We start from the raw sequence: 21,481 nt of genomic DNA on the forward strand, positions 1-21,481 counted from the left end.
CGGGTGCTCCGGACGACCTGCTTTTCCGGCTGGGGGTCCGGGGGTCGTCCCCCGGGAAGACGCAGTACTGGCCACCTGGCCACGATAGGCGGTGCGGGGAGTGGGGGGCCTGGCCGGGCCGCCCGTCCGAACCCGTCACCCTGTCAACGGCAGCGCCGCCAACTCCGCGATCCCCCACGTCAGGGGCGCGAACACGGCCAGAACCGCGGCCCCGCGCATCGCCGCCGAGGCGCGCAGCACCTTCGCCGGGGTGCCCAGACGCAGCATCGCCGCCGTCGTCTCGCCGCGGGCGTACTTGGATTCCAGCGCGGCGGTCAGCAGTGTCGCCACCGTGCAGCTCGTCACCAGGGCCGCGCCCAGGCCGGTCAGCGGGCCGAACGGGTGCGGCCCGGCCTCGTCCCCGTACAGCACCGACGCGGCGATCATCGCGGACGCCACCGCGCACACCACGCCCAGCGGGCGGCCGATGCGGCGGGCCTCCGCCATCAGGACGCGGCCCGCGAGCAGCCGCGCGGCCCCCGGGCGCGCGCACTGCAGGAGGCGGCCGCACAGGTGGGTGAGGGCGGGCCCGGCCACCGCCAGGCCGAACGCCGTCAGCAACCAGCCGACCAGCGCCCCGGCCGGGCTGGAGTCGGGGTGGCCGGGCAGCGGGATCGCCGAGCTCGGGTTGCCCCGGCTCGCCCAGCTCTCCATCGCCAGGCCCGCCGTGACCAGCGTGATCCCCCAGGGCAGCCCGAGCGGGACGGCACTCGCGCGCCGCTCGGCCGCGCTCTTGCCGCCTTTCTCCTTGCGCGGGCGCAGCGCCAGCCCGGCGGCCGCCGACGCGGTCACCGGCAGGATCGCGAGCAGGGTGAGGGCCGCGGCCGGCGGCAGCGGCTGGTCCGCTTCGAGCAGCCCGGCCGCCGCCCCGGCGAACGGGAGCCCGGTGATGTCGCCGCGCAGATGGAGGTAGGTGCCGAGGGCCACCGTGGAGCCGAGGGTGCAGGCCACGGCTGTCGACGACGCGGCGATCGCGGCCAGTTTCCCGGGGCCGAGGCCCACCGACGACAGGCCCGGGCGCGGGCGCGTACTGGGGTCGGTGCGGGCCACCGCGACCGCGAAGTGCACGGTCGCGGCGAGCGGCACCGCGCACCACAGCAGCCGCAGCAGCGAACCGCCCGGGTGCCCGACCGCGTAACCGAGGGTGCACAGGAACAGGAAGCCGACGCCCGCCGACGCCGCCGCCACCAGCAGACGGCGCAGCAGGACCAGCGGATGGCTGCCGCGGGCTAGACGGAGAGCGAGCACGCGGCGCGGCCCTCCGCGTCGGGGGCGCCCGCGATTCCGGCCGCGGTGACCCGGCGGCCGTCGAGCAGCCACACCGTGCGGTCGGCGAGCGCCGCGACCTCCGCGTCATGGGTGGCCAGGACCGTGGTGATGGCGTGCGAGCGCGCGGCCGCCGTCAACGTGCGCAGCACCTGGGCGCGGTCGGCGCGGTGCAGCGTGGCGGTCGGCTCGTCGGCGAACAGGACCGCCGGGGAGGTGACCAGCGCGCGGGCGATCGCCACGCGCTGACGCTGCGCCGTGAGCAGCGCGCAGGGGCGTTTACGGGCGCACGCGCCGATGTCGAGACGCTCCAGCCACTCCAGCGCGGCCTTCTTCGCGGTGCGGTGCGAGACGCCGCGCAGCAGCAGCGGCAGCGCGGCGTTCTCCCACGCCTTGAGCTCGGGCACCAGCGCCGGCTCCGGGTCGATCCAGCCGAACCGGTCGCGGCGCAGCCGCTCGCGGGCGAGCGCGCCGAGGGTGTGGACGGGTGCGCTGTTGAACCACACCTCGCCCTCGTCGGGCACCAGTTGGCCCGACAGGGCGCGCAGCAGGGTGGTCTTGCCGCTGCCGCGCGGGCCGCCGACGGCCAGGATCTCGCCCTCGCGGATCCCGATCGAGACGCCGGTCAGGGCGGGCGAGCCGCCGTGGGAGTGGTGCAGGGAACGTCCCCAGATCACATCGTTGTCCGGCGGGGCCACCATGGGTACACCTCGGTTCAGATCAGATTTCCTACTTCCCCGTATGGGGGAACGAAGGCAGGGCCGATCGGTCACTGGGCACCGTAGGGACTCATGGAGCACGGGGGCGCACAGCACGCGGCCCGGTCGCGCCATCTCACTCGGATGGCGCGCCCGGGCCGGTGCGTTCAGACGAATCGCGGGGATCCGGAAAGGACTACAGCTTCGTCCAGGCCTCCGTCAGGACCTGGCGCAGCACACCCTCGATCTCGTCGAAGGTCTCCTGGTTGGAGATCAGCGGCGGGGCCAGCTGGACCACCGGGTCGCCCCGGTCGTCGGCGCGGCAGTACAGGCCGTTCTCGAAGAGCGCCTTGGAGAGGAAGCCGTACAGGACGCGCTCGGTCTCCTCGTCGTTGAAGGACTCCTTGGTGTTCTTGTCCTTCACCAGCTCGATGCCGTAGAAGAAGCCGTTGCCACGCACGTCGCCGACTATCGGCAGGTCGTGGAGCTTCTTGAGGGTGTCGAAGAAGGCGCCCTCGTTGTCGAGCACGTGCTGGTTGAGGCCCTCGCGCTCGAAGATGTCGAGGTTGGCCAGGCCCACGGCCGCGGAGACCGGGTGGCCGCCGAAGGTGTAGCCGTGCAGGAACGTGTTGTCGCCCTTGTAGAACGGCTCGGCGAGCTTGTCGGAGATGATGCAGGCGCCGATCGGCGAGTAGCCCGAGGTCATGCCCTTGGCGCAGGTGATCATGTCCGGCACGTAGTCGAACTTGTCGCACGCGAACATCGTGCCGAGGCGGCCGAAGGCGCAGATGACCTCGTCGGAGACGAGCAGCACGTCGTACTTGTCGCAGATCTCGCGTACGCGCTGGAAGTAGCCGGGCGGCGGCGGGAAGCAGCCGCCCGCGTTCTGCACCGGCTCCAGGAAGACGGCCGCGACCGTTTCCGGGCCCTCGAAGAGGATCTCCTGCTCGATCTGGTCGGCGGCCCAGCGGCCGAAGGCCTCGGGGTCGTCGCCGTGGATCGGCGCGCGGTAGATGTTCGTGTTCGGCACCTTGTGCGCGCCGGGGACCAGCGGCTCGAAGGGCGCCTTCAGGGCGGGCAGACCGGTGATGGACAGGGCGCCCTGCGGGGTGCCGTGGTAGGCGACCGCACGCGAGATGACCTTGTACTTCGTGTGGTTGCCGGTGAGCTTGTGGTACTGCTTCGCCAGCTTCCAGGCGGTCTCGACCGCCTCGCCGCCACCCGTGGTGAAGAAGACCTTGTTGAGGTCGCCCGGCGCGTAGTGCGCCAGGCGCTCGGCGAGCTCGACGGCCTTGGGGTGGGCGTAGGACCACACCGGGAAGAAGGCCAGTTCCTGGGCCTGCTTGTAGGCGGTCTCGGCGAGCTCGTGACGGCCGTGGCCGGCGTTGACGACGAACAGGCCGGAGAGGCCGTCGAGGTACTTCTTGCCCTTGTCGTCGTAGATGTAGGTGCCCTCGCCCCGCACGATGGTGGGAACGGGCGCGTTCTCGTACGACGACATGCGGGTGAAGTGCATCCACAGGTGGTCGTAGGCGGTCTGGCTCAGGTCCTTGCTCACGGCTATCGGGTTCCCCACATATAGGTCTGCTTCTTCAACTTGAGGTAGACGAAGCTCTCGGTGGAGCGCACGCCGGGGAGGGCGCGGATCCGCTTGTTGATGACGTCCAGCAGGTGGTCGTCGTCCTCGCAGACGACCTCCACCATCAGGTCGAAGGAGCCCGCGGTCATCACCACGTACTCGCACTCGGCCATGGCCGTCAGGGCGTCGGCCACGGGGTCGAGGTCGCCCTCGACGTTGATCCCGACCATCGCCTGGCGCCGGAACCCCACGGTGAGGGGATCGGTGACGGCGACGATCTGCATCACGCCCTGGTCGAGCAGCTTCTGCACGCGCTGGCGCACGGCCGCCTCCGACAGGCCCACGGCCTTGCCGATCGCGGCGTACGGGCGGCGCCCGTCTTCTTGGAGCTGCTCGATGATCGCCAGGGAGACGGCATCGATCGACGGGGACGATCCGTTCCCGGTCCTGGGGTCTGCGCTTCGACTGGCCACGGAGCCACTGTGCACCCCGACTCGTCTGTCCCGCAACCCCAAAGCGATGAAATTCGTTGTTCCGTGACCTCACGGGAACTGAATCCGAAGTTGCCGGGGGTCGGGTCTGTCGAAATGGTCGACCGGGCGACTAGGGTGGCCGGGGAGGGGTGTCTCATCCCTCGGACAAGGGACATCAGGCAGGAGATCGGACGACGGCGTCCGATCCCATCGGACCGGGAGGCCGTACGTGACCACCGAACTGCGTCGTCTGCGCAACTACATCGACGGAGAGTTCCGGGACGCCGCTGACGGGCGGACCATCGAGGTGGTCAACCCGGCCACGGGCGAGGCGTACGCCACCTCGCCGCTCTCCGGCCAGGCGGACGTCGACGCCGCCATGGCCGCGGCCGCCGCGGCCTTCCCGGCCTGGCGCGACACCACCCCGGCCGAGCGCCAGAAGGTCCTGCTGAAGATCGCGGACGCCTTCGAGGAGCGCGCCGAGGACCTGATCGCCGCCGAGTCGGAGAACACCGGCAAGCCGCTCGCGCTCACCGCGAGCGAGGAGATCCCGCCGATGGTGGACCAGATCCGCTTCTTCGCGGGCGCGGCCCGGCTGCTCGAAGGCCGCTCGGCCGGTGAGTACATGGAGGGGATGACCTCGATCGTCCGCCGTGAGCCGGTCGGCGTCTGCGCGCAGGTCGCGCCGTGGAACTACCCGATGATGATGGCCGTGTGGAAGTTCGCCCCGGCGCTCGCCGCGGGCAACACCGTCGTCCTCAAGCCGTCGGACACCACGCCCGCCTCGACCGTCCTGATCGCCGAGATCATCGGCGCGATCGTCCCCAAGGGCGTCTTCAACGTCATCTGCGGCGACCGCGACACCGGCCGCGCCATGGTCGAGCACCCCACCCCGGCGATGGCCTCCATCACCGGTTCCGTACGGGCCGGCATGCAGGTCGCCGAGTCCGCGGCCAAGGACGTCAAGCGCGTCCACCTGGAGCTCGGCGGCAAGGCCCCGGTCGTCGTCTTCGAGGACGCCGACATCGCCAAGGCCGTCGAGGACATCGCGGTCGCGGGCTACTTCAACGCCGGTCAGGACTGTACGGCCGCGACCCGCGTCCTGGTCCACGAGTCCATCCACGACGAGTTCGTGACCGCGCTCGCCAAGGCCGCCGCCGACACCAAGACCGGCCAGCCCGACGACGAGGACGTGCTGTACGGCCCGCTCAACAACGCCAACCAGCTGAAGCAGGTCAGCGGCTTCATCGAGCGCCTGCCCGCCCACGCCAAGGTCGAGGCGGGCGGCCACCGGGTCGGCGACAAGGGCTACTTCTACGCCCCGACCGTCGTCTCCGGCCTCAAGCAGGACGACGAGATCATCCAGAACGAGGTCTTCGGCCCGGTCATCACCGTCCAGTCCTTCACGGACGAGAAGCAGGCCCTGGAGTACGCGAACGGCGTCGAGTACGCGCTCGCCTCCTCGGTCTGGACGAAGGACCACGCCCGCGCGATGCGCATGTCCAAGTACCTGGACTTCGGCTGCGTCTGGATCAACACGCACATCCCGCTCGTCGCGGAGATGCCGCACGGCGGCTTCAAGAAGTCGGGCTACGGCAAGGACCTGTCGGCGTACGGCTTCGAGGACTACACGCGCATCAAGCACGTGATGACGTCGTACGAGGGCTGATCGACCTGAGCGGTTGCCCCGCGCCCCTTGAGGGGCGCGGGGAACTGCGCGACCAGCCCCCACGGTCCGCAGCCGAAAGCCGCCCACTTCCAGCGGAACGGCTCCGGTCGACACCTTGTCGGGCCAGCCACGTAGGGCTGTACGCAGCGTCCATTGCCCCCTGCGGCAGCAGCCCGGCATGCTTCCGGGGTGCCAGCGACCCCCATGAACAACCTTTCCCGCCGCCACCTCCTCCGTGCCCTAGGCGGCGGAGCCGCCTTCGCGCTGGCGGGCTGCGGTGTGCCCGCGGCGTACGTCGGACCCGGTGACCGCGCGGCCCGCGACCGCTCGGCCGCCGAGCACCGGCTGACCTTCGCCAACTGGCCGCTCTACATCGACACCGACGAGCACGACAAGTCGAAGCGGCCCACCCTCGAAGGCTTCACCAAGAAGACCGGGATCTCCGTCACGTACACCGAGGAGATCAACGACAACGACGAGTTCTTCGGGAAGATCAGCCCGGCCCTGATGAACCATCAGGCGACCGGTCGGGACATCGTCGTGGTCAGCGACTGGATGGCGGCCCGGTTCGTCCGGCTCGGCTGGGTGCAGGAGATGGACCGCTCCCGTCAGCCAAACGTGGCCAAGTACCTGGATCCGCAGCTCACTTCGCCCGCCTTCGACAAGGGGCGGCTGCACAGCGTGCCCTGGCAGTCCGGGATCACCGGCATCGCGTACAACAAGAAGAAGCTCGGCCGCGAGATCAAGCACACCGGCGATCTGTGGGACCCGCGTCTGGCGGGCAAGGTGACGCTGCTGTCGGGGCTCGACGAGTCGTTCGCGCTGCTGATGCAGGGCGACGGCGTCGATGTGACGCGGTGGACCGCCGACGACTTCCACCGGATGTGCGACCGCGTCGAGAAGCAGGTGCGCAAGAAGCAGATACGCCGCTTCACCGGCAACGACTACATCAAGGACCTCTCCACCGGCGATGTGCTGGCCTGCCAGGCGTACTCGGGCGATGTGATCCAGCTCCAGGCGGACAACCCCGACATCGCGTTCGTGGTGCCCGAGGAGGGCGCCGAGCTGTGGGCCGAGTCGATGATGATCCCCAACCTGGCCGCGCACAAGGCCAACGCGGAGGCGCTGATCGACTACTACTACGACCCGCAGGTGGCGGCGGAGCTGGCGGTCTGGGTCAACTACGTCTGCCCGGTCCCGGCCGCGCGCGAGGTCCTTGCCGCCTCCAAGGACAAGGACCGGGCCCAACTCGCCGAGGACCCGCTGATCTTCCCGGACGCGACGATGCGCCAACGGCTCGCCATCGCCCGGGACATCAGCTCGGACGAGCGGGTGGAGTTCGCGAAGAGGTGGAACTCGATAGTGGGGCTGTAGGGGCCCGGAGGCCTTCGGGGCTGCTTTTGAACGTGTTCAAGCCACGGCGTCGGGGGAAGCGGCGCCGGTTGTCTGAGGTCAGGAGGCGTCCGGGGTGCCGAAGGCGGCGAGCATGAGCCGCTGGGCCGTGCGGTTCATGTCCGTACCCTTGGCGTCCGTGGAGTTGAGGCTGTAGACGAGGGTCCGCGACAGCTCGCCGGTGGGCGACAAGGCGCCCCCGATCAGGGTGGTGTAGCCCCAGCGCCCGCCCGTCTTGCCCCACACGTCACGCCCGCCGAGCCGCATCGTCGTCAGGCCCGCGCTGTACGCGGCCCGCTTGCCCGTCTTCGCGTCGCGCACCGACGCGTCCGGCAGCGTGAACATCTCCTTGAGCAGCGGACCGCGCACCACATGCCCGGTGAACAGGGCGCGGGTGAAGCGCTCCAGGTCGGCGGTGGTCGAGATCAGATCGCCCGCCGCGAAGGTGTCGCCCTCGCCCCACACCGACACGTCCACCAGCTCGGTGGTGCCGTCCGGCTTGGTGAAGACCTGGTAGCCGTGGTTGTGGCGGCCGCGGATCGTGGTGGCGGTGCCGGTGACGGAGGTGTCGTTCAGGTGCAGCGGCCGCAGGATGCGGCGGGAGAGCTGATGGGCGTACGAGTCGCCGGTGACGCGCTCGATCAGCAGACCGGCTACCGTGTAGCCGATGTTGTCGTAGTGCTGCTTGGTGCCGGGCGCGAAGTCCGGCTTCTGCGCGGTTGCCTCGCGCACCACGTCGGCCGGGTCGCGGCTCTCCAGGCGGTGCGCGTACCAGTAGTCCAGCGTGTCGCCCCCCGAGCCGACGGACGGGATGCCGCTGGTGTGGTTGAGCAGCTGGCGCACGGTGACCTGGTCGTACGCCGCCGGGATCAGCTCGGGCAGGTACGCGCGGACCGGCTTGTTCAGATCGACCCTGCCCTCGCCCGCCAGCTGGAGCACCACGGCCGCCGTGAACACCTTGGTCACCGACCCGGCCCGGAAGCGGGCGCCGGGGTCGGCCGGGCGGTTCGTCTCGATGTCGTGCACCCCGGCGCTGCCGCGCCAGGTCCCTTCCGTGCCCCCGACCCGTACGAGCGCGGCCGTCGTGTCGGCGCCGGGCCGGCCCGCGTTCGCTATGGCGGCCTTGAGGGCGGCGGTGTCGACGGAGCCGGTGCCGTCCTGGTGGCTCGCGGTCGTCGTGCGGTCGGCGGCCGGAGCGGCGGCGGTGGCCGGGCCCGCGGCGATCCCCAGGACCAGGGCGGTGGCGATCAGCGTGGTGCGGGTACGGGCGTTCATCGTGGGGTCTCCGTCGTCGGGTCGGGCGTCGTGCTGACGGATTCCATCCTGCTGATCACGGGCGGCCGGGGGATCGCCCCGGCGAGCGGTTGTGGGGGACGGGTTTCCTCCCCGGCGCGGGGGAGTACGGGGTGCTCGGCTCCCCCGTGCGGGGGAGACTCAGGGCCCGGTCGGCGCCCCCGCCGCGATCAGCCCCGTCTCGTACGCGCAGATCACCGCCTGGATACGGTCGCGCAGCCCCAACTTCGCCAGCACATTGCCGACATGGGTCTTCACCGTGTGCTCGGAGACGGTGAGCTCGGCCGCGATCTCGGCGTTGGACAGACCGCGCCCGAGCAGCACCAATGTCTCGCGTTCGCGCGTGGTCAGGACGTCGAGCCGATCGGAGGCCGGTGCGGGCGCGGCCGCCGGGCGGGAGGTGTACTCGGCGATGAGCCGTCGCGCCACCGAAGGCGCCACCAGCGACTCGCCGGCCGCCACCACCCGTACCGCGTGCACGAGATCGTCCCGCCGTACGTCCTTGAGCAGAAACCCGCTGGCCCCGGCGTGCAGCGCCGCGTACACGTACTCGTCCGAGTCGAACGTCGTCAGCATGACGGTCCGGCAGGTGCTCTCGGCGCTGATGGTGCGGCACGCCTCGATGCCGTCGGTGCCGGGCATCCGGATGTCGAGCAGGGCGACGTCGGGGCGCAGCCGGCGTACGGCGTCCACCGCGCTCGCCCCGTCGCCCACTTCGGCCACCACCTCGATGTCGTCCTGGACGCCCAGGATCAGGGCGAATCCGCTGCGGACGAGCTCCTGGTCGTCGGCGACGACTACGCGGATCGTCACTGCTCACACCTCCGTTTTCATCAACAGGGCAGCTGTCTTACGGGTGTTCGTCGCGGTGTGGGGGAGTCTCGCCCGGACCTGGAACCCGCCGTCCGGGCCCGCGCCCGACCACGCCGTACCGCCGTGCGCGGCCGCGCGTTCGCTGATGCCGATGAGGCCGTGGCCGGTGCCGGGGCCGGATGCGGCGCCGGGGCCGCGTCCGTCGTCCGTGACGGTGAGGGCCAACTCTCCGTCGTCGTAAGCGAGTTGGACCGAAATTGCATCCGCCCGCGCGTGCTTCACCGCGTTCGTCAGGGCTTCCTGCGTGATCCGGTACAGCGTCGTCTCCAGGTCCGGCGGAAGCGCCCGGGGCTCGCCCGTCGTCTCGTACGTGACGGACGGGCCGCCCGACGCCACGCGGCCGATCAGCTCCGGCAGTTCCGCGAGGCCCGGCTGGGGGCGGCGCGGGGACTCGGGGGCCTCGCGCAGTACGCCCAGCATCCGCCGCAGCTGCACCATCGCGTCCCGGCCGGTCTCCGAGATCGCGTCGAACGCCGCCTCGGCCCGCTCGGGCGCGGCCCGTACCGCCAGCGGCCCCGCCTCCGCCTGCACGATCATGATGCTGACGGCGTGCGACAGGATGTCGTGCATCTCCCGGGCGATACGGGCCCGTTCACGGGCGGCGGCCTGCTCGGCCTCGATCCGGTTGGCCCGCTCCAGCTGCGCGGCCCGGTCCTCGACGGCCGCCGTGTACGCCTGGCGGGTGTGGGTGAGCCGGCCGAGCGCGTACGCAGCACCGAAGACGAAGAAGCTGAACAGCATCTCCCGCGTGTCCTGGGTGTTGAGCGCGACCGACGGCGCGATCAGCGCCGCCGTCAGCGCCGCCATGCCGAGGCGCTGGCGCACGGGCGAGAGCGCGGCGACCGTGTACAGCGCGATCAGGCCGGAGTACGGCAGCGGCTGGCCCGGGCCGTCGAGGGTGAGCTTGTACAGCGAGCCTGCCGTCAGGACCGCCAGCATCACCGTCACTGGCGCCCGGCGCCGCCACACGAGCGGCAGCACCATCAGCGTCATCAGGGCGTAGTCCGCCGAGGTCGCCGGGCGCAGCCCGGTCGGGCGCTCGGTCAGGAACGGGATCGTCATCGCGGCCTGCACCAGCAGGGTCAGCCCGATGTCGACCGCCCAGGGGTTCGCCGACCGCAGCCGTGCCGTCAGCCGTCCCTCGTCCAATCCGTACCCCCCGTAAGGACCGCGCGCAGCGCGTCCACCCGATTCGTGGTGATCGAGTCCACGCCCCGATCGATCAGCTTGCGCATGGTCCGCCGGGTGTCGGCGGTCCACACGGAGACCAGCATGCCGTCGCGGTGCACGCGTGCGGCGAGCTCCGAACTCATCAGTCCGAAGCGGTAGTTGAGCCAGCGCGGCTTCACGGCCGCGATGAGCTCCGGGCGCGGCGGCGCCAGCGTCGTCCAGGTGAGGGCGATCTCGGCGGACGGGTCGGCGGCGCGGACCTTCAGCATCGCGTTCGCGCCCGCGCAGTAGTAGACGCGGTCGCTCGCCCCGCACTCCTGCACCATGCCGACGACCGCGCGCACGCACGCCTCGCTCGCGCCCGGCAGATCGAGCATCACCCGGTGCGCGCCCGCCGCCATCAGGGCCGCGCGCAGGGTCGGGACGCCGCTGTGGGTCAGCTCGCGCACATCCTCGTACAGCAGGGAGGAGAGCGGGCGGTCGACGCCCCACAGCCGATTGAGCGTCTCGTCGTGCAGCAGCACGGGAACGCCGTCGTGGGTGAGGCGTACATCGAGCTCGATCGCGTCCGCGCCCCGCTCGATCGCCGAGTGGATCGAGGGGAGCGTGTTCTCACGGACGCGGTACGGGTCGCCGCGGTGGGCCACGACAGTCACGGTGCGCATGGGCCCATTGTCGTCACGCGTTACGAGGCGGGCCACTTCGCCGTGTACTCGTCGATCTCGGCGGCGAGCTTCGCCTTGCCCGCCGAGTCCAGGAACGACGCCTCGACGGCGTTCTTGGCGAGGTCGGCCACGCCCCGCTCGTCCAGCTGAAGGAGGCGGGCGGCGACCGCGTACTCGTTGTTGAGGTCGCTGCCGAACATCGGCGGGTCGTCGCTGTTGATCGTGACGAGCACGCCCGCCTCGACCATCTCCTTGATGGGGTGCAGCTCGATGTCGGTGACGACGCGGGTCGCGAGGTTGGAGGTCGGGCAGACCTCCAGGGCGATCCGGTGGTCGGCGAGGTGCTTCAGGAGATTCCGGTCCTGGGTGGCGCTGGTGCCGTGGCCGATGCGCTCGGCCCGCAGATCGTTGAGGGCGTCCCAGATGGACTGGGGTCCGGTGGACTCGCCCGAGTGCGGCACCGAGTGCAGCCCGGCGGCGATGGCCTGGTCGAAGAAGGGCTTGAACTGCGGGCGCGGGACGCCGATCTCGGGGCCGCCGAGGCCGAACGAGATCAGGCCCTCGGGGCGCAGGCGGTCGGAGGTGGCGAGCCGGGTGGTCTCGGCGGCGGCCTCGGAACCGGCCTCGCCCGGGATGTCGAAGCACCAGCGCAGTACGGTGCCGAGCTCGCGCTCGGCCGACTTGCGGGCGTCCTCGATCGCGTCCATGAAGGCGCGCTCGTCGATGCCGCGGCGGGTGGAGGAGAACGGGGTGATGGTCAGCTCGGCGTAGCGGATGTTCTGCCGGGCCATGTCCCGGGCGATCTCGTACGTGAGAAGCCGCACATCTTCCGGGGTGCGGATCAGGTCCACGACCGACAGATACACCTCGATGAAGTGCGCGAAGTCGGTGAAGGTGAAGTAGTCCGCGAGCGCCTCGGGGTCGGTGGGGACCTTCGAGTCGGCGTGCCGGGCGGCGAGTTCGGAGACGATGCGGGGCGAGGCCGAGCCGACGTGGTGCACATGGAGCTCGGCCTTGGGCAGGCCCGCGATGAACGCGTGCAGGTCGGTCATGGTTTCCTCCGCAAGCTGGGGGCTTCGCTCTTCGGGGATCATGTTAGGCGGGGCGGATCCCGCGCTTCGCGCCTAGGGTCTGTCCGGTGGGTCTGGCCGCTATCGGCGCTGGACGCCTTTTCGGTGCTGGTGAGTGGGGGTCTGGTGCGTGCAGCTGCAAGGCGGAGGAGGGCGGCATGGCGGAGCCATGGCAACCGACGACAACGCCGCTGGGGGTCCCCCCTGGCCCTTTAGGCCTTGGGGGAGGGCGCACCAGACCCCCGCGTCCCAGGCCGGATCCACCGGACAGGCCCTAGGGCGCGACCTTTAGCATGTCGGAACCACGATGGGGGAGGCCCATGTCAGACCACCGCGATCAGTCGTCCCCGGGCCCCGAGCCCGTGGACCCGTGGGCACCGCCGGAGCACAAGGTTCCGCTGGACAAGCCGGGCCATGACCGGACGATGACCGACCAGCCGCTGACCGGCCAGGGCCCGCAGGGGCAACCCGTGCACAACCAGCCGACGGTGACGTCGATGCCAGCGGCTCCCTCTGACGCGACGCCCGCGTCGGGCTATGTCCCGCCTGCCGCGGGTCCGGCGGGTCCGGTCGGCGGCCAGGGCTGGGCCGGTCCCGTGCCGCCGCCCCCGACCGCGCCGGGCGGCCCCGGCCAGGCGGTCCCGGGCAGCTACGGCTACCCGGCGTACCCCGGCTACCCGGACTATCCCGGATACAGCTACGGCCACCCCGGCTGGACCGGTATGGGCGCCCCGCTCAACGGCTTCGGCACCGCCGCGATGGTCCTCGGCATCCTCTCCGTCGTCCTGTTCTGCCTGTGGGGCCTCGGCATCATCCTGGGCATCCTCGCCCTGATCTTCGGCTTCCTGGGCCGGGGCCGGGCGAAGCGCGGTCAGTCCACCAACGGCGGCCAGTCCCTGGCCGGGATCATCCTGGGCGCGGTCGGCATCGCGGTCAGCGCCGTCTTCCTGGGCCTGATGATCTGGGCGGTGACCCACCACGACGACACGTCCGACGACACCTCCACAGCCGACGACCCGTTCGCGACGTCGCTGGTGGTGGAAGACGACGGGGTCTAGGCGGTCCCGGGTGTCCTACAAGGGGCGCGGGCTGGTGCCAGTGCCCTGCGGTCCCCCGCACTTATAGGGGCGCGGGGCCGTGACATTTGCGGCTCCGCCGCGTGGGCGCGACCAGCCCAAGCCGGCCCGCACCCGAACAACTACGCCGCGCGAAGCGCCTCTCGGGCGTCCATGAGGGCGAAGCCCAAGAGGTTCAGCCCACGCCACCGCGAAGGGTCATCCGCCTCGGGCGCGTCGGCCGCAAGTCCGATCCCCCATATCCGGTCCAGCGGGCTGGCTTCCACCAGCACGCGGTCCCCGGTGGCCAGCAGGTACTCCCGAAGCGCCGGGTCCTGGCTGAACTTGTGGACGCTCCCCGCCACAACGATGTCGTACCGCTCCCGCGACCACACCGCGTCGTCGAAGCCCTGGACCAGCCGTCCAGCCTTCTTGGCGGCGGCCGGGGAGGTGGCCGAGAGCACCGCCCGCTCGGCGGACGCGTCGCCGAACAGCTGCGCCTTGGACGCCATCATCCAGTGCTCCGCCGTCGCGTACTCCACACCGTCCACGGCGAACGCCGACGGCCACCACTGGCTGAAACAGCTCGGTCCCAGGCTCCCGTCCCGCCGGGGCGTGTGGCCCCAGAAGTGCAAGAACTTGACCCTCTCACCATCCTTGACCTGCGCGATCAAATTGTCGATCTTCTCCATGCACGTGAGTCTGCCACCCGCCACTGACACTCCGTACGGGTATTTACAGCCGGACGCGACACATGGTCGACAGATTCCGTCGCGTAACCAAAAGGCAACAACGGAATCACTTGTTGGTCAGATGCCGCTCTGTCAGGATCGGCACTCAAATCGAGCTGGAGCTACGGAGACCGTGAGCGAGATGGGCAACAGCAGCAGCGGCAACAGCAGCAGCGAGCACGCCGGCCGCTTCCCGGCGCAGGACCGTTTCGAGGCCGGTGCGCAGTACATCGGCGGACGCCTTCGGCCGGGCACCTCCGGGCGCAAGCAGGACGTCGTGGACCCGGCGACCGGCGAGACGGTGTACACGTACGAACTGGCGGGCACCGCCGATGTGGACGCGGCCGTGGCGGCCGCCAAGGAGGCGTTCCCGGGCTGGTCGGGCGCGACCCCGGCCGAGCGTTCGGACGCGCTGCACCGCTTCGCGGCCGTCCTGGCCGAGCGCGCCGAGGAGTTCGCGCAGGCCGAGTCGTTGCAGTGCGGCAAGCCGATCAAGCTGAGCCGGGAGTTCGACGTCCCGGGCACGATCGACAACACCGCGTTCTTCGCGGGAGCCGCCCGCCACCTCCAGGGACAGTCGGCCGGCGAGTACTCCGGCGACCACACCTCGTACGTACGCCGTGAGGCCATCGGTGTCGTCGGGTCCATCGCACCCTGGAACTACCCGCTCCAGATGGCCGCCTGGAAGGTGCTCCCGGCGATCGCGGCCGGGAACACCATCGTCCTCAAGCCCGCCGAGATCACCCCGCTGACCTCGCTGCTCTTCGCCGAGGCCGCGACCGCCGCAGGGATCCCGGACGGCGTCGTCAACATCGTCTCGGGCGCAGGGCGGGACGCCGGGGAGCACCTGGTCGGCCACCCCGACGTCGTGATGACCTCGTTCACCGGCTCCACCCCGGTCGGCAAGCGGGTCGCCGAGATCGCCACCGCCACGGTCAAGCGCCTGCACCTGGAACTCGGCGGCAAGGCCCCCTTCGTCGTCTTCGACGACGCGGACCTCGAAGCCGCCGTCCACGGCGCCGTCGCCGCCTCCCTCATCAACTCGGGCCAGGACTGCACCGCCGCCACGCGCGCGTACGTCCAGCGGCCGCTCTACGACGCCTTCGTCGCCGGGGTCGCGGACCTGTTCGCGACCGTCCGCGTCGGCGACCCGTTCGACGCGACGACGGATCTCGGCCCCCTCATCAGCCATGTCCACCGCGACCGCGTGGCGGGCTTCGTCGAGCGGGCCCGCTCCTACGCGCGCGTGGTCACCGGCGGCGCGGCGCCCGACCACGACGGCGCCTTCTACCTTCCGACGCTCATCGCGGACGCCGCCCAGGACAGCGAGGTCGTCCAGTCCGAGATCTTCGGGCCGGTCCTGGTCGCGCTGCCCTTCGACTCCGACGACGAGGGCATCGCGCTCGCCAACGACACCCCGTACGGCCTGGCCGCCTCCGCCTGGAGCCGGGACGTCTACCGGGCGGGCCGGGCCACGCGGGAGATCAAGGCGGGCTGCGTCTGGGTCAACGACCACATTCCGATCATCAGCGAGATGCCGCACGGCGGCTTCAAGGCGAGCGGCTTCGGAAAGGACATGTCGGCCTACTCCTTCGAGGAGTACACGCAGGTCAAGCATGTGATGTACGACAACACCGCGGTGGCGGCCAAGGACTGGCACCGCACGATCTTCGGGGACCGATAACTATCCGCTTGCGGCTCCGCCGCGTGCCGGGCGCCTGACCAGCGGCCGTCACCTCCACCCGGAAGGGCATACAGCGCATGGAGCAGTACGAGCCGGACCGCCTCTCCGCGGCCCAGGCGGCCGCCATACGGCGCTCTCTGACCAGCGGCCGGGGCGCGCTCACCCGCCGTTCGGTGCTGCGCGCCACCGGATTCGGCGCGCTCACCGTCGGCTCGCTGGCGGGACTCACCGCCTGCGGCATCCCGGCCGCCAAGCGGTCGGACGGCACGGCCCCGGCGTCGAACGACCACTCGGCCAGTGAGAAGGAGATCAACTTCTCCAACTGGACCCAGTACATGGACGTCAGCGACGACAAGAAGCACCGGCCGACGCTGGAGGCGTTCACCAAGCGCACCGGGATCAAGGTCAAGTACACCGAGGACATCAACGACAACGTCGAGTTCTTCGGCAAGGTCAAGCCGCAGCTCGCGGCCGGCCAGGACATCGGCCGCGACCTCATCGTGCTCACCGACTGGCTGGCCGGGCGGCTCATCCGGCTCGGCTGGGCGCAGAAGCTCGACGCGTCCCTGCTGCCGCACGCCTACGCCAACCTCTCCGCCGCCTTCCGCAGCCCCGACTGGGACCCGGGCCGGGCCTACTCGTATCCCTGGACCGGCATCCCCACCGTCATCGCGTACAACTCCAAGGCGACCGGCGGCAAGACGGTCGACTCCATCACGCAGCTGCTCGACGACCCGACGCTGAAGGGCCGGGTGGGCTTCCTGACCGAGATGCGCGACACGGTCGGGATGACCCTGCTCGACATGGGCAAGGACCCGGCGAACTTCACCGACGCCGACTTCGACGCGGCGATCGGGCGGCTCCAGAAGGGCGTCGACAAGAAGCAGATCCGGCGCTTCACCGGCAACGACTACACCGGCGACCTGGACAAGGGGGACCTCGCCGCGTGTGTGGCGTGGGGCGGCGACATCACCCAGCTCCGGTCCGACAACCCGGACATCAAGTACGCGGTCCCGGCGGCCGGTTACATGCTCTCCAGCGACAACCTGCTCATCCCCGCGAACGCCCGCCACCAGGCCAACGCCGAGCGGCTGATCGACTACTACTACGAGCCACCGGTCGCGGCCAAGCTCGCCGCGTTCATCAACTACGTCTGCCCCGTGGACGGTGTGCGCGACGAGCTGGCGAAGATCGATCCGAAGCTGGCGGAGAACACGCTGATCCTCCCCGACAGGGCCATGACCGCCAAGGCCCACTCCTTCCGCTCGCTGAGCAGCGCGGAGGAGACCTCGTACGAGCAGAAGTTCGGCAAGCTCATCGGCGCGTGACAGCGGCGCCCGCGCCCCCCACACCTCCCCTCAGCCCTCACCACCCCTGGGATCGCAACCCATGACTGACGACAAGAACGACGGCGGCGACGTCCGCCTCACCGGGATCAGCAAGACGTACGGCTCGTTCACCGCCGTCCATCCGCTCGAACTGACCGTCCCGCAGGGCTCGTTCTTCGCCCTGCTCGGCGCCTCCGGATGCGGCAAGACCACCACCCTGCGCATGATCGCCGGCCTGGAGGAGCCCACCACCGGGACCGTCTTCCTCGGCGACAAGGACGTCACCGATCTGCCGCCGTACAAGCGGCCGGTGAACACCGTCTTCCAGTCGTACGCGCTCTTCCCGCACCTCGACGTCAGCGAGAACATCGCCTTCGGGCTGCGCCGGCGGGGCATCAAGTCGGTGAAGAAGCAGGTCGACGACATGCTGGAGCTGGTCCAGCTCGGCGACTTCGCCAAGCGCAAGCCGCACCAGCTCTCCGGCGGCCAGCAGCAGCGCGTGGCGGTCGCCCGCGCCCTCATCAACCACCCCCGGGTGCTGCTCCTCGACGAGCCGCTCGGCGCCCTCGACCTCAAGCTGCGCCGCCAGATGCAGCTGGAGCTCAAGCGCATCCAGACCGAGGTCGGCATCACCTTCATCCATGTCACCCACGACCAGGAGGAGGCCATGACCATGGCCGACACGGTCGCGGTGATGAACGGCGGACGCGTCGAGCAACTGGGCGCCCCGGCCGACCTCTACGAGAACCCGAACACCACGTTCGTGGCGAACTTCCTCGGCACCTCCAACCTCATCGAGGCCGAGGTCGTCGCCAGGAGCGGCGAGGACGTCGTCGTCACGGCGGGCGGCGCCAAGCTGACGCTGCCCGGCGGGCGATGTTCGGCCCCCGCCACCGACGGCGGCAAGATCCTCGTCGGGGTGCGCCCCGAGAAGATCTCGCTGGCCCACCGCGACGACGAGTCCTCGATAGCGGACGGCCGCAACCGCGTCCCGGGCACGATCGTCGACTCCTCCTTCATCGGCGTCTCCACCCAGTACGTCATCGACTCACCGGCGGGTGACGGCCTCGCCGTCTACGAGCAGAACATCGAGCGCGACACCCGCTTGGTGCCCGGCGCCGAGGTCGTCCTGCACTGGAACCCGGCGCACACCTTCGGCCTGGACGCGGCGCAGGCGATCGACGCGGGCGTGGAGAAGGTCGAGGACGCCGCGTGAGCGCCCTGACCGAGGCGCCCCCGGCCGCCGACCTCCCCGTACGCAAGGCGTCGGCGCGCAAGCGGCTCGTGCCCTACTGGCTGCTGCTGCCCGGCATCCTGTGGCTGATCGTCTTCTTCGCGCTGCCGATGGTCTACCAGGCCTCCACCTCGGTGCAGACCGGCTCCCTGGAGAAGGGTTTCCAGGTCACCTGGCACTTCCAGACGTACTGGGACGCCTTCAAGGAGTACTACCCGCAGTTCGTGCGCTCCCTGCTGTACGCGGGCACCGCGACCGTTCTGTGTCTGCTGCTCGGGTATCCGCTCGCGTATCTGATCGCCTTCAAAGCGGGCCGCTGGCGCAATGTGATCCTGGTGCTCGTCATCGCGCCGTTCTTCACCAGCTTCCTGATCCGCACGCTGGCCTGGAAGACGATCCTGGCCGACGGCGGGCCGGTGGTGCACGCGCTCAACACGCTGCATGTGCTGGACGTGACGAACTGGCTGGGCTGGACCGAGGGCAACCGCGTGCTCGCCACGCCCATGGCGGTGGTCTGCGGACTCACGTACAACTTCCTGCCGTTCATGATCCTGCCGCTCTACACCTCGCTCGAACGGATCGACCCGAGGCTGCACGAGGCGGCCGGGGATCTGTACGCGACCCCCGCGACCACCTTCCGCAAGGTGACGTTCCCGCTCTCCATGCCGGGCGTCGTCTCGGGCACGCTGCTCACCTTCATCCCGGCGAGCGGCGACTACGTGAACGCCGAACTGCTCGGCTCCACCGACCAGAAGATGGTCGGCAACGTCATCCAGTCGCAGTTCCTGCGGGTCCTCGACTATCCGACGGCCGCCGCCCTCTCCTTCATCCTGATGGCGATCGTCCTGGTGATGGTCACCGTCTACATCCGCCGAGCCGGGACGGAGGACCTGGTCTGATGCGCTGGCTCCGACGCAATGTGATCGTGATCGCGGGACTCGCGACCCTCGCGTACCTGATCCTGCCGAACGTCGTCGTGATGGTGTTCTCGTTCAACAAGCCGAACGGGCGCTTCAACTACTCCTGGACGCGGTTCTCCACCGACGCCTGGAAGGACCCCTGCGGCGTCGCCGACATGTGCGGCTCGCTCTCGCTCTCGCTCCAGATCGCGACCTGGGCGACGGTCGGCGCGACCGTGCTCGGCACGATGATCGCCTTCGCCCTGGTCCGCTACCGGTTCCGGGCGCGCGGCGCGATCAACTCGCTGATCTTCCTGCCGATGGCGATGCCCGAGGTCGTCATGGCCGCGTCCCTGCTCACGCTCTTCCTCAACCTGGGCGCGCAGCTCGGCTTCTGGACCATCCTCATCGCGCACATCATGTTCTGCCTGAGCTTCGTGGTGACGGCGGTCAAGGCGCGCGTGATGTCGATGGACCCGCGCCTGGAGGAGGCCGCACGCGACCTGTACGCGGGACCGGTGCAGACGTTCGTCCGGGTCACCCTGCCGATCGCCGCCCCCGGGATCGTCGCGGGCGCGCTGCTCGCCTTCGCGCTCTCCTTCGACGACTTCATCATCACCAACTTCAACGCGGGCTCCACCGTGACGTTTCCCATGTTCGTCTGGGGATCCGCACAGCGGGGCACGCCCGTTCAGATCAATGTCATCGGTACGGCGATGTTCGTCATCGCCGTGGTGGTGGTCGTCGCCGGCCAGCTCGTAGCCAACCGGCGCAACAAAGGTGCCAAAGCCTAAGCAACAACTGCCGAACCCTTCGAGGGAGTTGGAAATCATGGCCGCAACCCGAGCCATGAGCAGTGCCGCAGCCCAATCACTGACGGACGCCCAGCCCGTCCCCTTCTGGCTGGAGGACCCGGGCAGGCCCGGTGCCCACCCCGCGCTCGCGGGCGACGAGCGGTGCGATCTGCTCGTCGTCGGCGGCGGCTACAGCGGACTGTGGACCGCGCTCCTGGCCAAGGAGCGCGACCCGCAGCGCGATGTGGTGCTCATCGAGGGCAAGGAGATCGGCTGGGCCGCCTCCGGCCGCAACGGCGGCTTCTGCGCCGCCTCCCTCACCCACGGCCTCGGCAACGGCCTGGCCCGCTGGCCCGACGAGATGCCCACGCTCGAACGGCTCGGCGCGGCCAACCTCGACGCCATCGAGGCGGCCGTCGCCCGCTACTCACTGGACTGCGACTTCGAGCGCACCGGCGAGATCGACGTGGCCACCGAGCCGCACCAGGTGGACGAGCTCCACGAGATGTACGAGGAGGCGGTCGGGCTCGGCTTCGAGGGGCTCGAACTCCTGGACCGCGACGCGATGCGGGCCGAGGTCCACTCGCCTACCTTCCTCGGCGGCCTCTGGGACCGGCGCGGTGTCGCCATGCTCCACCCCGCCAAGCTCGCCTGGGGCCTCAAGCGCGCCTGTCTGGAACTGGGCGTACGGATCTACGAACACACCCCCGGCCTCGACCTGGTGTCGGCGGGACCGGGCATGGCGGTGCGCACCCCGTACGGACGCATCCGCGCCCGCCACGTGGCGCTCGGCACCAATGTGTTCCCGTCCCTGGTCAAGCGCGTACGTGCGTACACCGTGCCGGTCTACGACTACGCGCTGATGACCGAACCGCTGAGCGCCGAGCAACTGGCCTCGATCGGCTGGAAGAACCGGCAGGGCCTGGGCGACTCGGCCAACCAGTTCCACTACTTCCGGCTCACCGACGACCACCGCATCCTGTGGGGCGGTTACGACGCGGTGTACAAGTACGGCGGGAAGGTGCGGGCCGAGTACGACGACAGCCCGGCCACCTATCTGAAGCTGGCCGAGCACTTCTTCGACTGCTTCCCGCAGCTCGAAGGGCTGCGTTTCAGCCACACCTGGGGCGGCGCGATCGACACCTGCTCGCGCTTCTCGGCCTTCTTCGGCACGGCCCACGGCGGCAAGGTCGCCTACGCCGCCGGATACACCGGCCTCGGCGTCGGCTCGACCCGCTTCGGGGCGGACGTGATGCTCGACCTGCTCTCGGGGGAGCGCACGGAACGCACCGAACTGGAGATGGTCCGCAAAAAGCCCCTCCCGTTCCCCCCGGAACCGGTCGCCTGGGCAGGCATCGGCATCACCAAGTGGGCCCTGGCCAGAGCAGACGCGAACGGCGGCAGACGCAACTTGTGGCTGAAGGCAATGGACAGGGCGGGCCTGGGCTTCGACAGCTGAGCTCTAAATCGCGCTTGAGAGGTAGCGCCTTTAGGGGCGCGGGGAACTGCGCGACCAGCCACGCACGGTCCGCAGCCAAAAATCCTCGCACCCCGCGGAGCGCACCGGCG

Annotated in this window: 19 protein-coding genes; 9 read left to right on the forward strand and 10 right to left on the reverse strand. The window is 70.2% G+C overall.

The genetic code is table 11. From position 1 onward, the window contains the following. Nucleotides 1–135: 135 nt before the first annotated feature. From BG418_RS20200 to BG418_RS20215, 4 genes are all read right to left on the reverse strand, one after another. Entirely contained in the window at nt 136–1,287 is a 1,152-nt protein-coding gene (locus BG418_RS20200; protein ID WP_188275326.1) for a hypothetical protein, read from the reverse strand. Then, complete coding sequence (locus BG418_RS20205) at nt 1,269–2,006, reverse strand: ABC transporter ATP-binding protein (protein ID WP_188275327.1); 738 nt, start codon at nt 2,004–2,006, stop codon at nt 1,269–1,271. Before BG418_RS20205 ends, BG418_RS20200 begins: the two co-directional genes overlap by 19 nt. A 193-nt stretch (nt 2,007–2,199) precedes the next feature. Next, on the reverse strand, nt 2,200–3,579 hold the full coding sequence (locus tag BG418_RS20210; RefSeq protein ID WP_188275328.1) for an aspartate aminotransferase family protein: 1,380 nt from the start codon (nt 3,577–3,579) through the stop codon (nt 2,200–2,202). Then, a complete protein-coding gene (locus BG418_RS20215; protein WP_188275329.1) occupies nt 3,564–4,055 on the reverse strand; it encodes an Lrp/AsnC family transcriptional regulator in 492 nt (163 codons plus the stop codon). Before BG418_RS20215 ends, BG418_RS20210 begins: the two co-directional genes overlap by 16 nt. Before the next feature lie 229 nt (nt 4,056–4,284). Here BG418_RS20215 and BG418_RS20220 point away from each other — a divergent pair, with 229 nt between their 5' ends. Both BG418_RS20220 and BG418_RS20225 read left to right on the forward strand, forming a co-directional pair. Further along, nucleotides 4,285–5,724 carry a gamma-aminobutyraldehyde dehydrogenase gene (locus tag BG418_RS20220; protein WP_188275330.1) on the forward strand — a complete coding sequence of 480 codons (1,440 nt, stop codon included), beginning with the start codon at nt 4,285–4,287 and terminating at the stop codon, nt 5,722–5,724. A gap of 204 nt (nt 5,725–5,928) precedes the next feature. Beyond that, nucleotides 5,929–7,098 (forward strand): spermidine/putrescine ABC transporter substrate-binding protein, encoded by a 1,170-nt coding sequence (locus BG418_RS20225; RefSeq protein ID WP_188275331.1) that lies wholly within the window; start codon nt 5,929–5,931, stop codon nt 7,096–7,098. A 78-nt stretch (nt 7,099–7,176) separates the two neighbouring features. Here the strand turns inward: BG418_RS20225 and BG418_RS20230 are convergent, their stop codons facing one another. The 5 genes from BG418_RS20230 to BG418_RS20250 form a co-directional block, all read right to left on the reverse strand. After that, the gene (locus BG418_RS20230) at nt 7,177–8,391 is read right to left on the reverse strand and encodes a serine hydrolase (protein WP_188275332.1); all 1,215 of its coding nucleotides are present in this window, start codon (nt 8,389–8,391) and stop codon (nt 7,177–7,179) included. 159 nt (nt 8,392–8,550) lie between these two features. Beyond that, on the reverse strand, nt 8,551–9,222 hold the full coding sequence (locus tag BG418_RS20235; RefSeq protein WP_188275333.1) for a response regulator: 672 nt from the start codon (nt 9,220–9,222) through the stop codon (nt 8,551–8,553). 3 nt (nt 9,223–9,225) lie between these two features. Further along, nucleotides 9,226–10,344, reverse strand: a complete 1,119-nt coding sequence (locus BG418_RS20240) for a sensor histidine kinase (protein ID WP_188275353.1) — start codon at nt 10,342–10,344, stop codon at nt 9,226–9,228. Nucleotides 10,345–10,412: 68 nt separating this feature from the next. Beyond that, nucleotides 10,413–11,117, reverse strand: coding sequence for a glycerophosphodiester phosphodiesterase (locus tag BG418_RS20245; RefSeq protein ID WP_188275334.1), 705 nt, complete (start codon nt 11,115–11,117; stop codon nt 10,413–10,415). A gap of 20 nt (nt 11,118–11,137) precedes the next feature. After that, entirely contained in the window at nt 11,138–12,169 is a 1,032-nt protein-coding gene (locus BG418_RS20250) for an adenosine deaminase (protein ID WP_188275335.1), read from the reverse strand. Nucleotides 12,170–12,507: 338 nt separating this feature from the next. Between BG418_RS20250 and BG418_RS20255 the strand changes: the two genes are divergently transcribed. After that, on the forward strand, nt 12,508–13,245 hold the full coding sequence (locus BG418_RS20255; protein WP_188275336.1) for a DUF4190 domain-containing protein: 738 nt from the start codon (nt 12,508–12,510) through the stop codon (nt 13,243–13,245). A 140-nt stretch (nt 13,246–13,385) separates the two neighbouring features. Here the strand turns inward: BG418_RS20255 and BG418_RS20260 are convergent, their stop codons facing one another. Then, on the reverse strand, nt 13,386–13,934 hold the full coding sequence (locus BG418_RS20260; RefSeq protein WP_188275337.1) for an NADAR family protein: 549 nt from the start codon (nt 13,932–13,934) through the stop codon (nt 13,386–13,388). Nucleotides 13,935–14,115: 181 nt separating this feature from the next. Here BG418_RS20260 and BG418_RS20265 point away from each other — a divergent pair, with 181 nt between their 5' ends. The 6 genes from BG418_RS20265 (at nt 14,116) to BG418_RS20290 (ending at nt 21,371) form a co-directional block, all read left to right on the forward strand. Continuing rightward, entirely contained in the window at nt 14,116–15,657 is a 1,542-nt protein-coding gene (locus tag BG418_RS20265; RefSeq protein ID WP_188275354.1) for a gamma-aminobutyraldehyde dehydrogenase, read from the forward strand. Nucleotides 15,658–15,734: 77 nt separating this feature from the next. Beyond that, nucleotides 15,735–16,985, forward strand: a complete 1,251-nt coding sequence (locus BG418_RS20270; RefSeq protein WP_188275338.1) for a spermidine/putrescine ABC transporter substrate-binding protein — start codon at nt 15,735–15,737, stop codon at nt 16,983–16,985. 61 nt (nt 16,986–17,046) lie between these two features. Continuing rightward, nucleotides 17,047–18,201: an ABC transporter ATP-binding protein gene (locus tag BG418_RS20275; RefSeq protein ID WP_188275339.1), complete on the forward strand. Its 1,155-nt coding sequence runs from the start codon at nt 17,047–17,049 to the stop codon at nt 18,199–18,201. Further along, a complete protein-coding gene (locus BG418_RS20280; RefSeq protein WP_188275340.1) occupies nt 18,198–19,118 on the forward strand; it encodes an ABC transporter permease in 921 nt (306 codons plus the stop codon). The genes BG418_RS20275 and BG418_RS20280 overlap by 4 nt, the downstream gene beginning before the upstream one ends. After that, nucleotides 19,118–19,912 (forward strand): ABC transporter permease, encoded by a 795-nt coding sequence (locus BG418_RS20285; RefSeq protein WP_188275341.1) that lies wholly within the window; start codon nt 19,118–19,120, stop codon nt 19,910–19,912. The genes BG418_RS20280 and BG418_RS20285 overlap by 1 nt, the downstream gene beginning before the upstream one ends. A gap of 37 nt (nt 19,913–19,949) precedes the next feature. Continuing rightward, complete coding sequence (locus BG418_RS20290; RefSeq protein WP_223185159.1) at nt 19,950–21,371, forward strand: FAD-binding oxidoreductase; 1,422 nt, start codon at nt 19,950–19,952, stop codon at nt 21,369–21,371. Nucleotides 21,372–21,481 lie beyond the last annotated feature (110 nt).

The organism is Streptomyces sp. CBMA152 (assembly GCF_014596475.1).
GTDB lineage: Bacteria > Actinomycetota > Actinomycetes > Streptomycetales > Streptomycetaceae > Streptomyces.

Coding starts and splice junctions, on each gene's coding strand:
- BG418_RS20240 (WP_188275353.1), bottom strand. CDS start 10,344: ATGACGATCCCGTTCCTGACCGAGCGCCCGACCGGGCTGCGCCCGGCG.
- BG418_RS20270 (WP_188275338.1), top strand. CDS start 15,735: ATGGAGCAGTACGAGCCGGACCGCCTCTCCGCGGCCCAGGCGGCCGCC.
- BG418_RS20275 (WP_188275339.1), top strand. CDS start 17,047: ATGACTGACGACAAGAACGACGGCGGCGACGTCCGCCTCACCGGGATC.
- BG418_RS20290 (WP_223185159.1), top strand. CDS start 19,950: ATGGCCGCAACCCGAGCCATGAGCAGTGCCGCAGCCCAATCACTGACG.
- BG418_RS20230 (WP_188275332.1), bottom strand. CDS start 8,391: ATGAACGCCCGTACCCGCACCACGCTGATCGCCACCGCCCTGGTCCTG.
- BG418_RS20265 (WP_188275354.1), top strand. CDS start 14,116: ATGGGCAACAGCAGCAGCGGCAACAGCAGCAGCGAGCACGCCGGCCGC.
- BG418_RS20255 (WP_188275336.1), top strand. CDS start 12,508: ATGTCAGACCACCGCGATCAGTCGTCCCCGGGCCCCGAGCCCGTGGAC.
- BG418_RS20205 (WP_188275327.1), bottom strand. CDS start 2,006: ATGGTGGCCCCGCCGGACAACGATGTGATCTGGGGACGTTCCCTGCAC.
- BG418_RS20285 (WP_188275341.1), top strand. CDS start 19,118: ATGCGCTGGCTCCGACGCAATGTGATCGTGATCGCGGGACTCGCGACC.
- BG418_RS20260 (WP_188275337.1), bottom strand. CDS start 13,934: ATGGAGAAGATCGACAATTTGATCGCGCAGGTCAAGGATGGTGAGAGG.
- BG418_RS20250 (WP_188275335.1), bottom strand. CDS start 12,169: ATGACCGACCTGCACGCGTTCATCGCGGGCCTGCCCAAGGCCGAGCTC.
- BG418_RS20225 (WP_188275331.1), top strand. CDS start 5,929: ATGAACAACCTTTCCCGCCGCCACCTCCTCCGTGCCCTAGGCGGCGGA.
- BG418_RS20245 (WP_188275334.1), bottom strand. CDS start 11,117: ATGCGCACCGTGACTGTCGTGGCCCACCGCGGCGACCCGTACCGCGTC.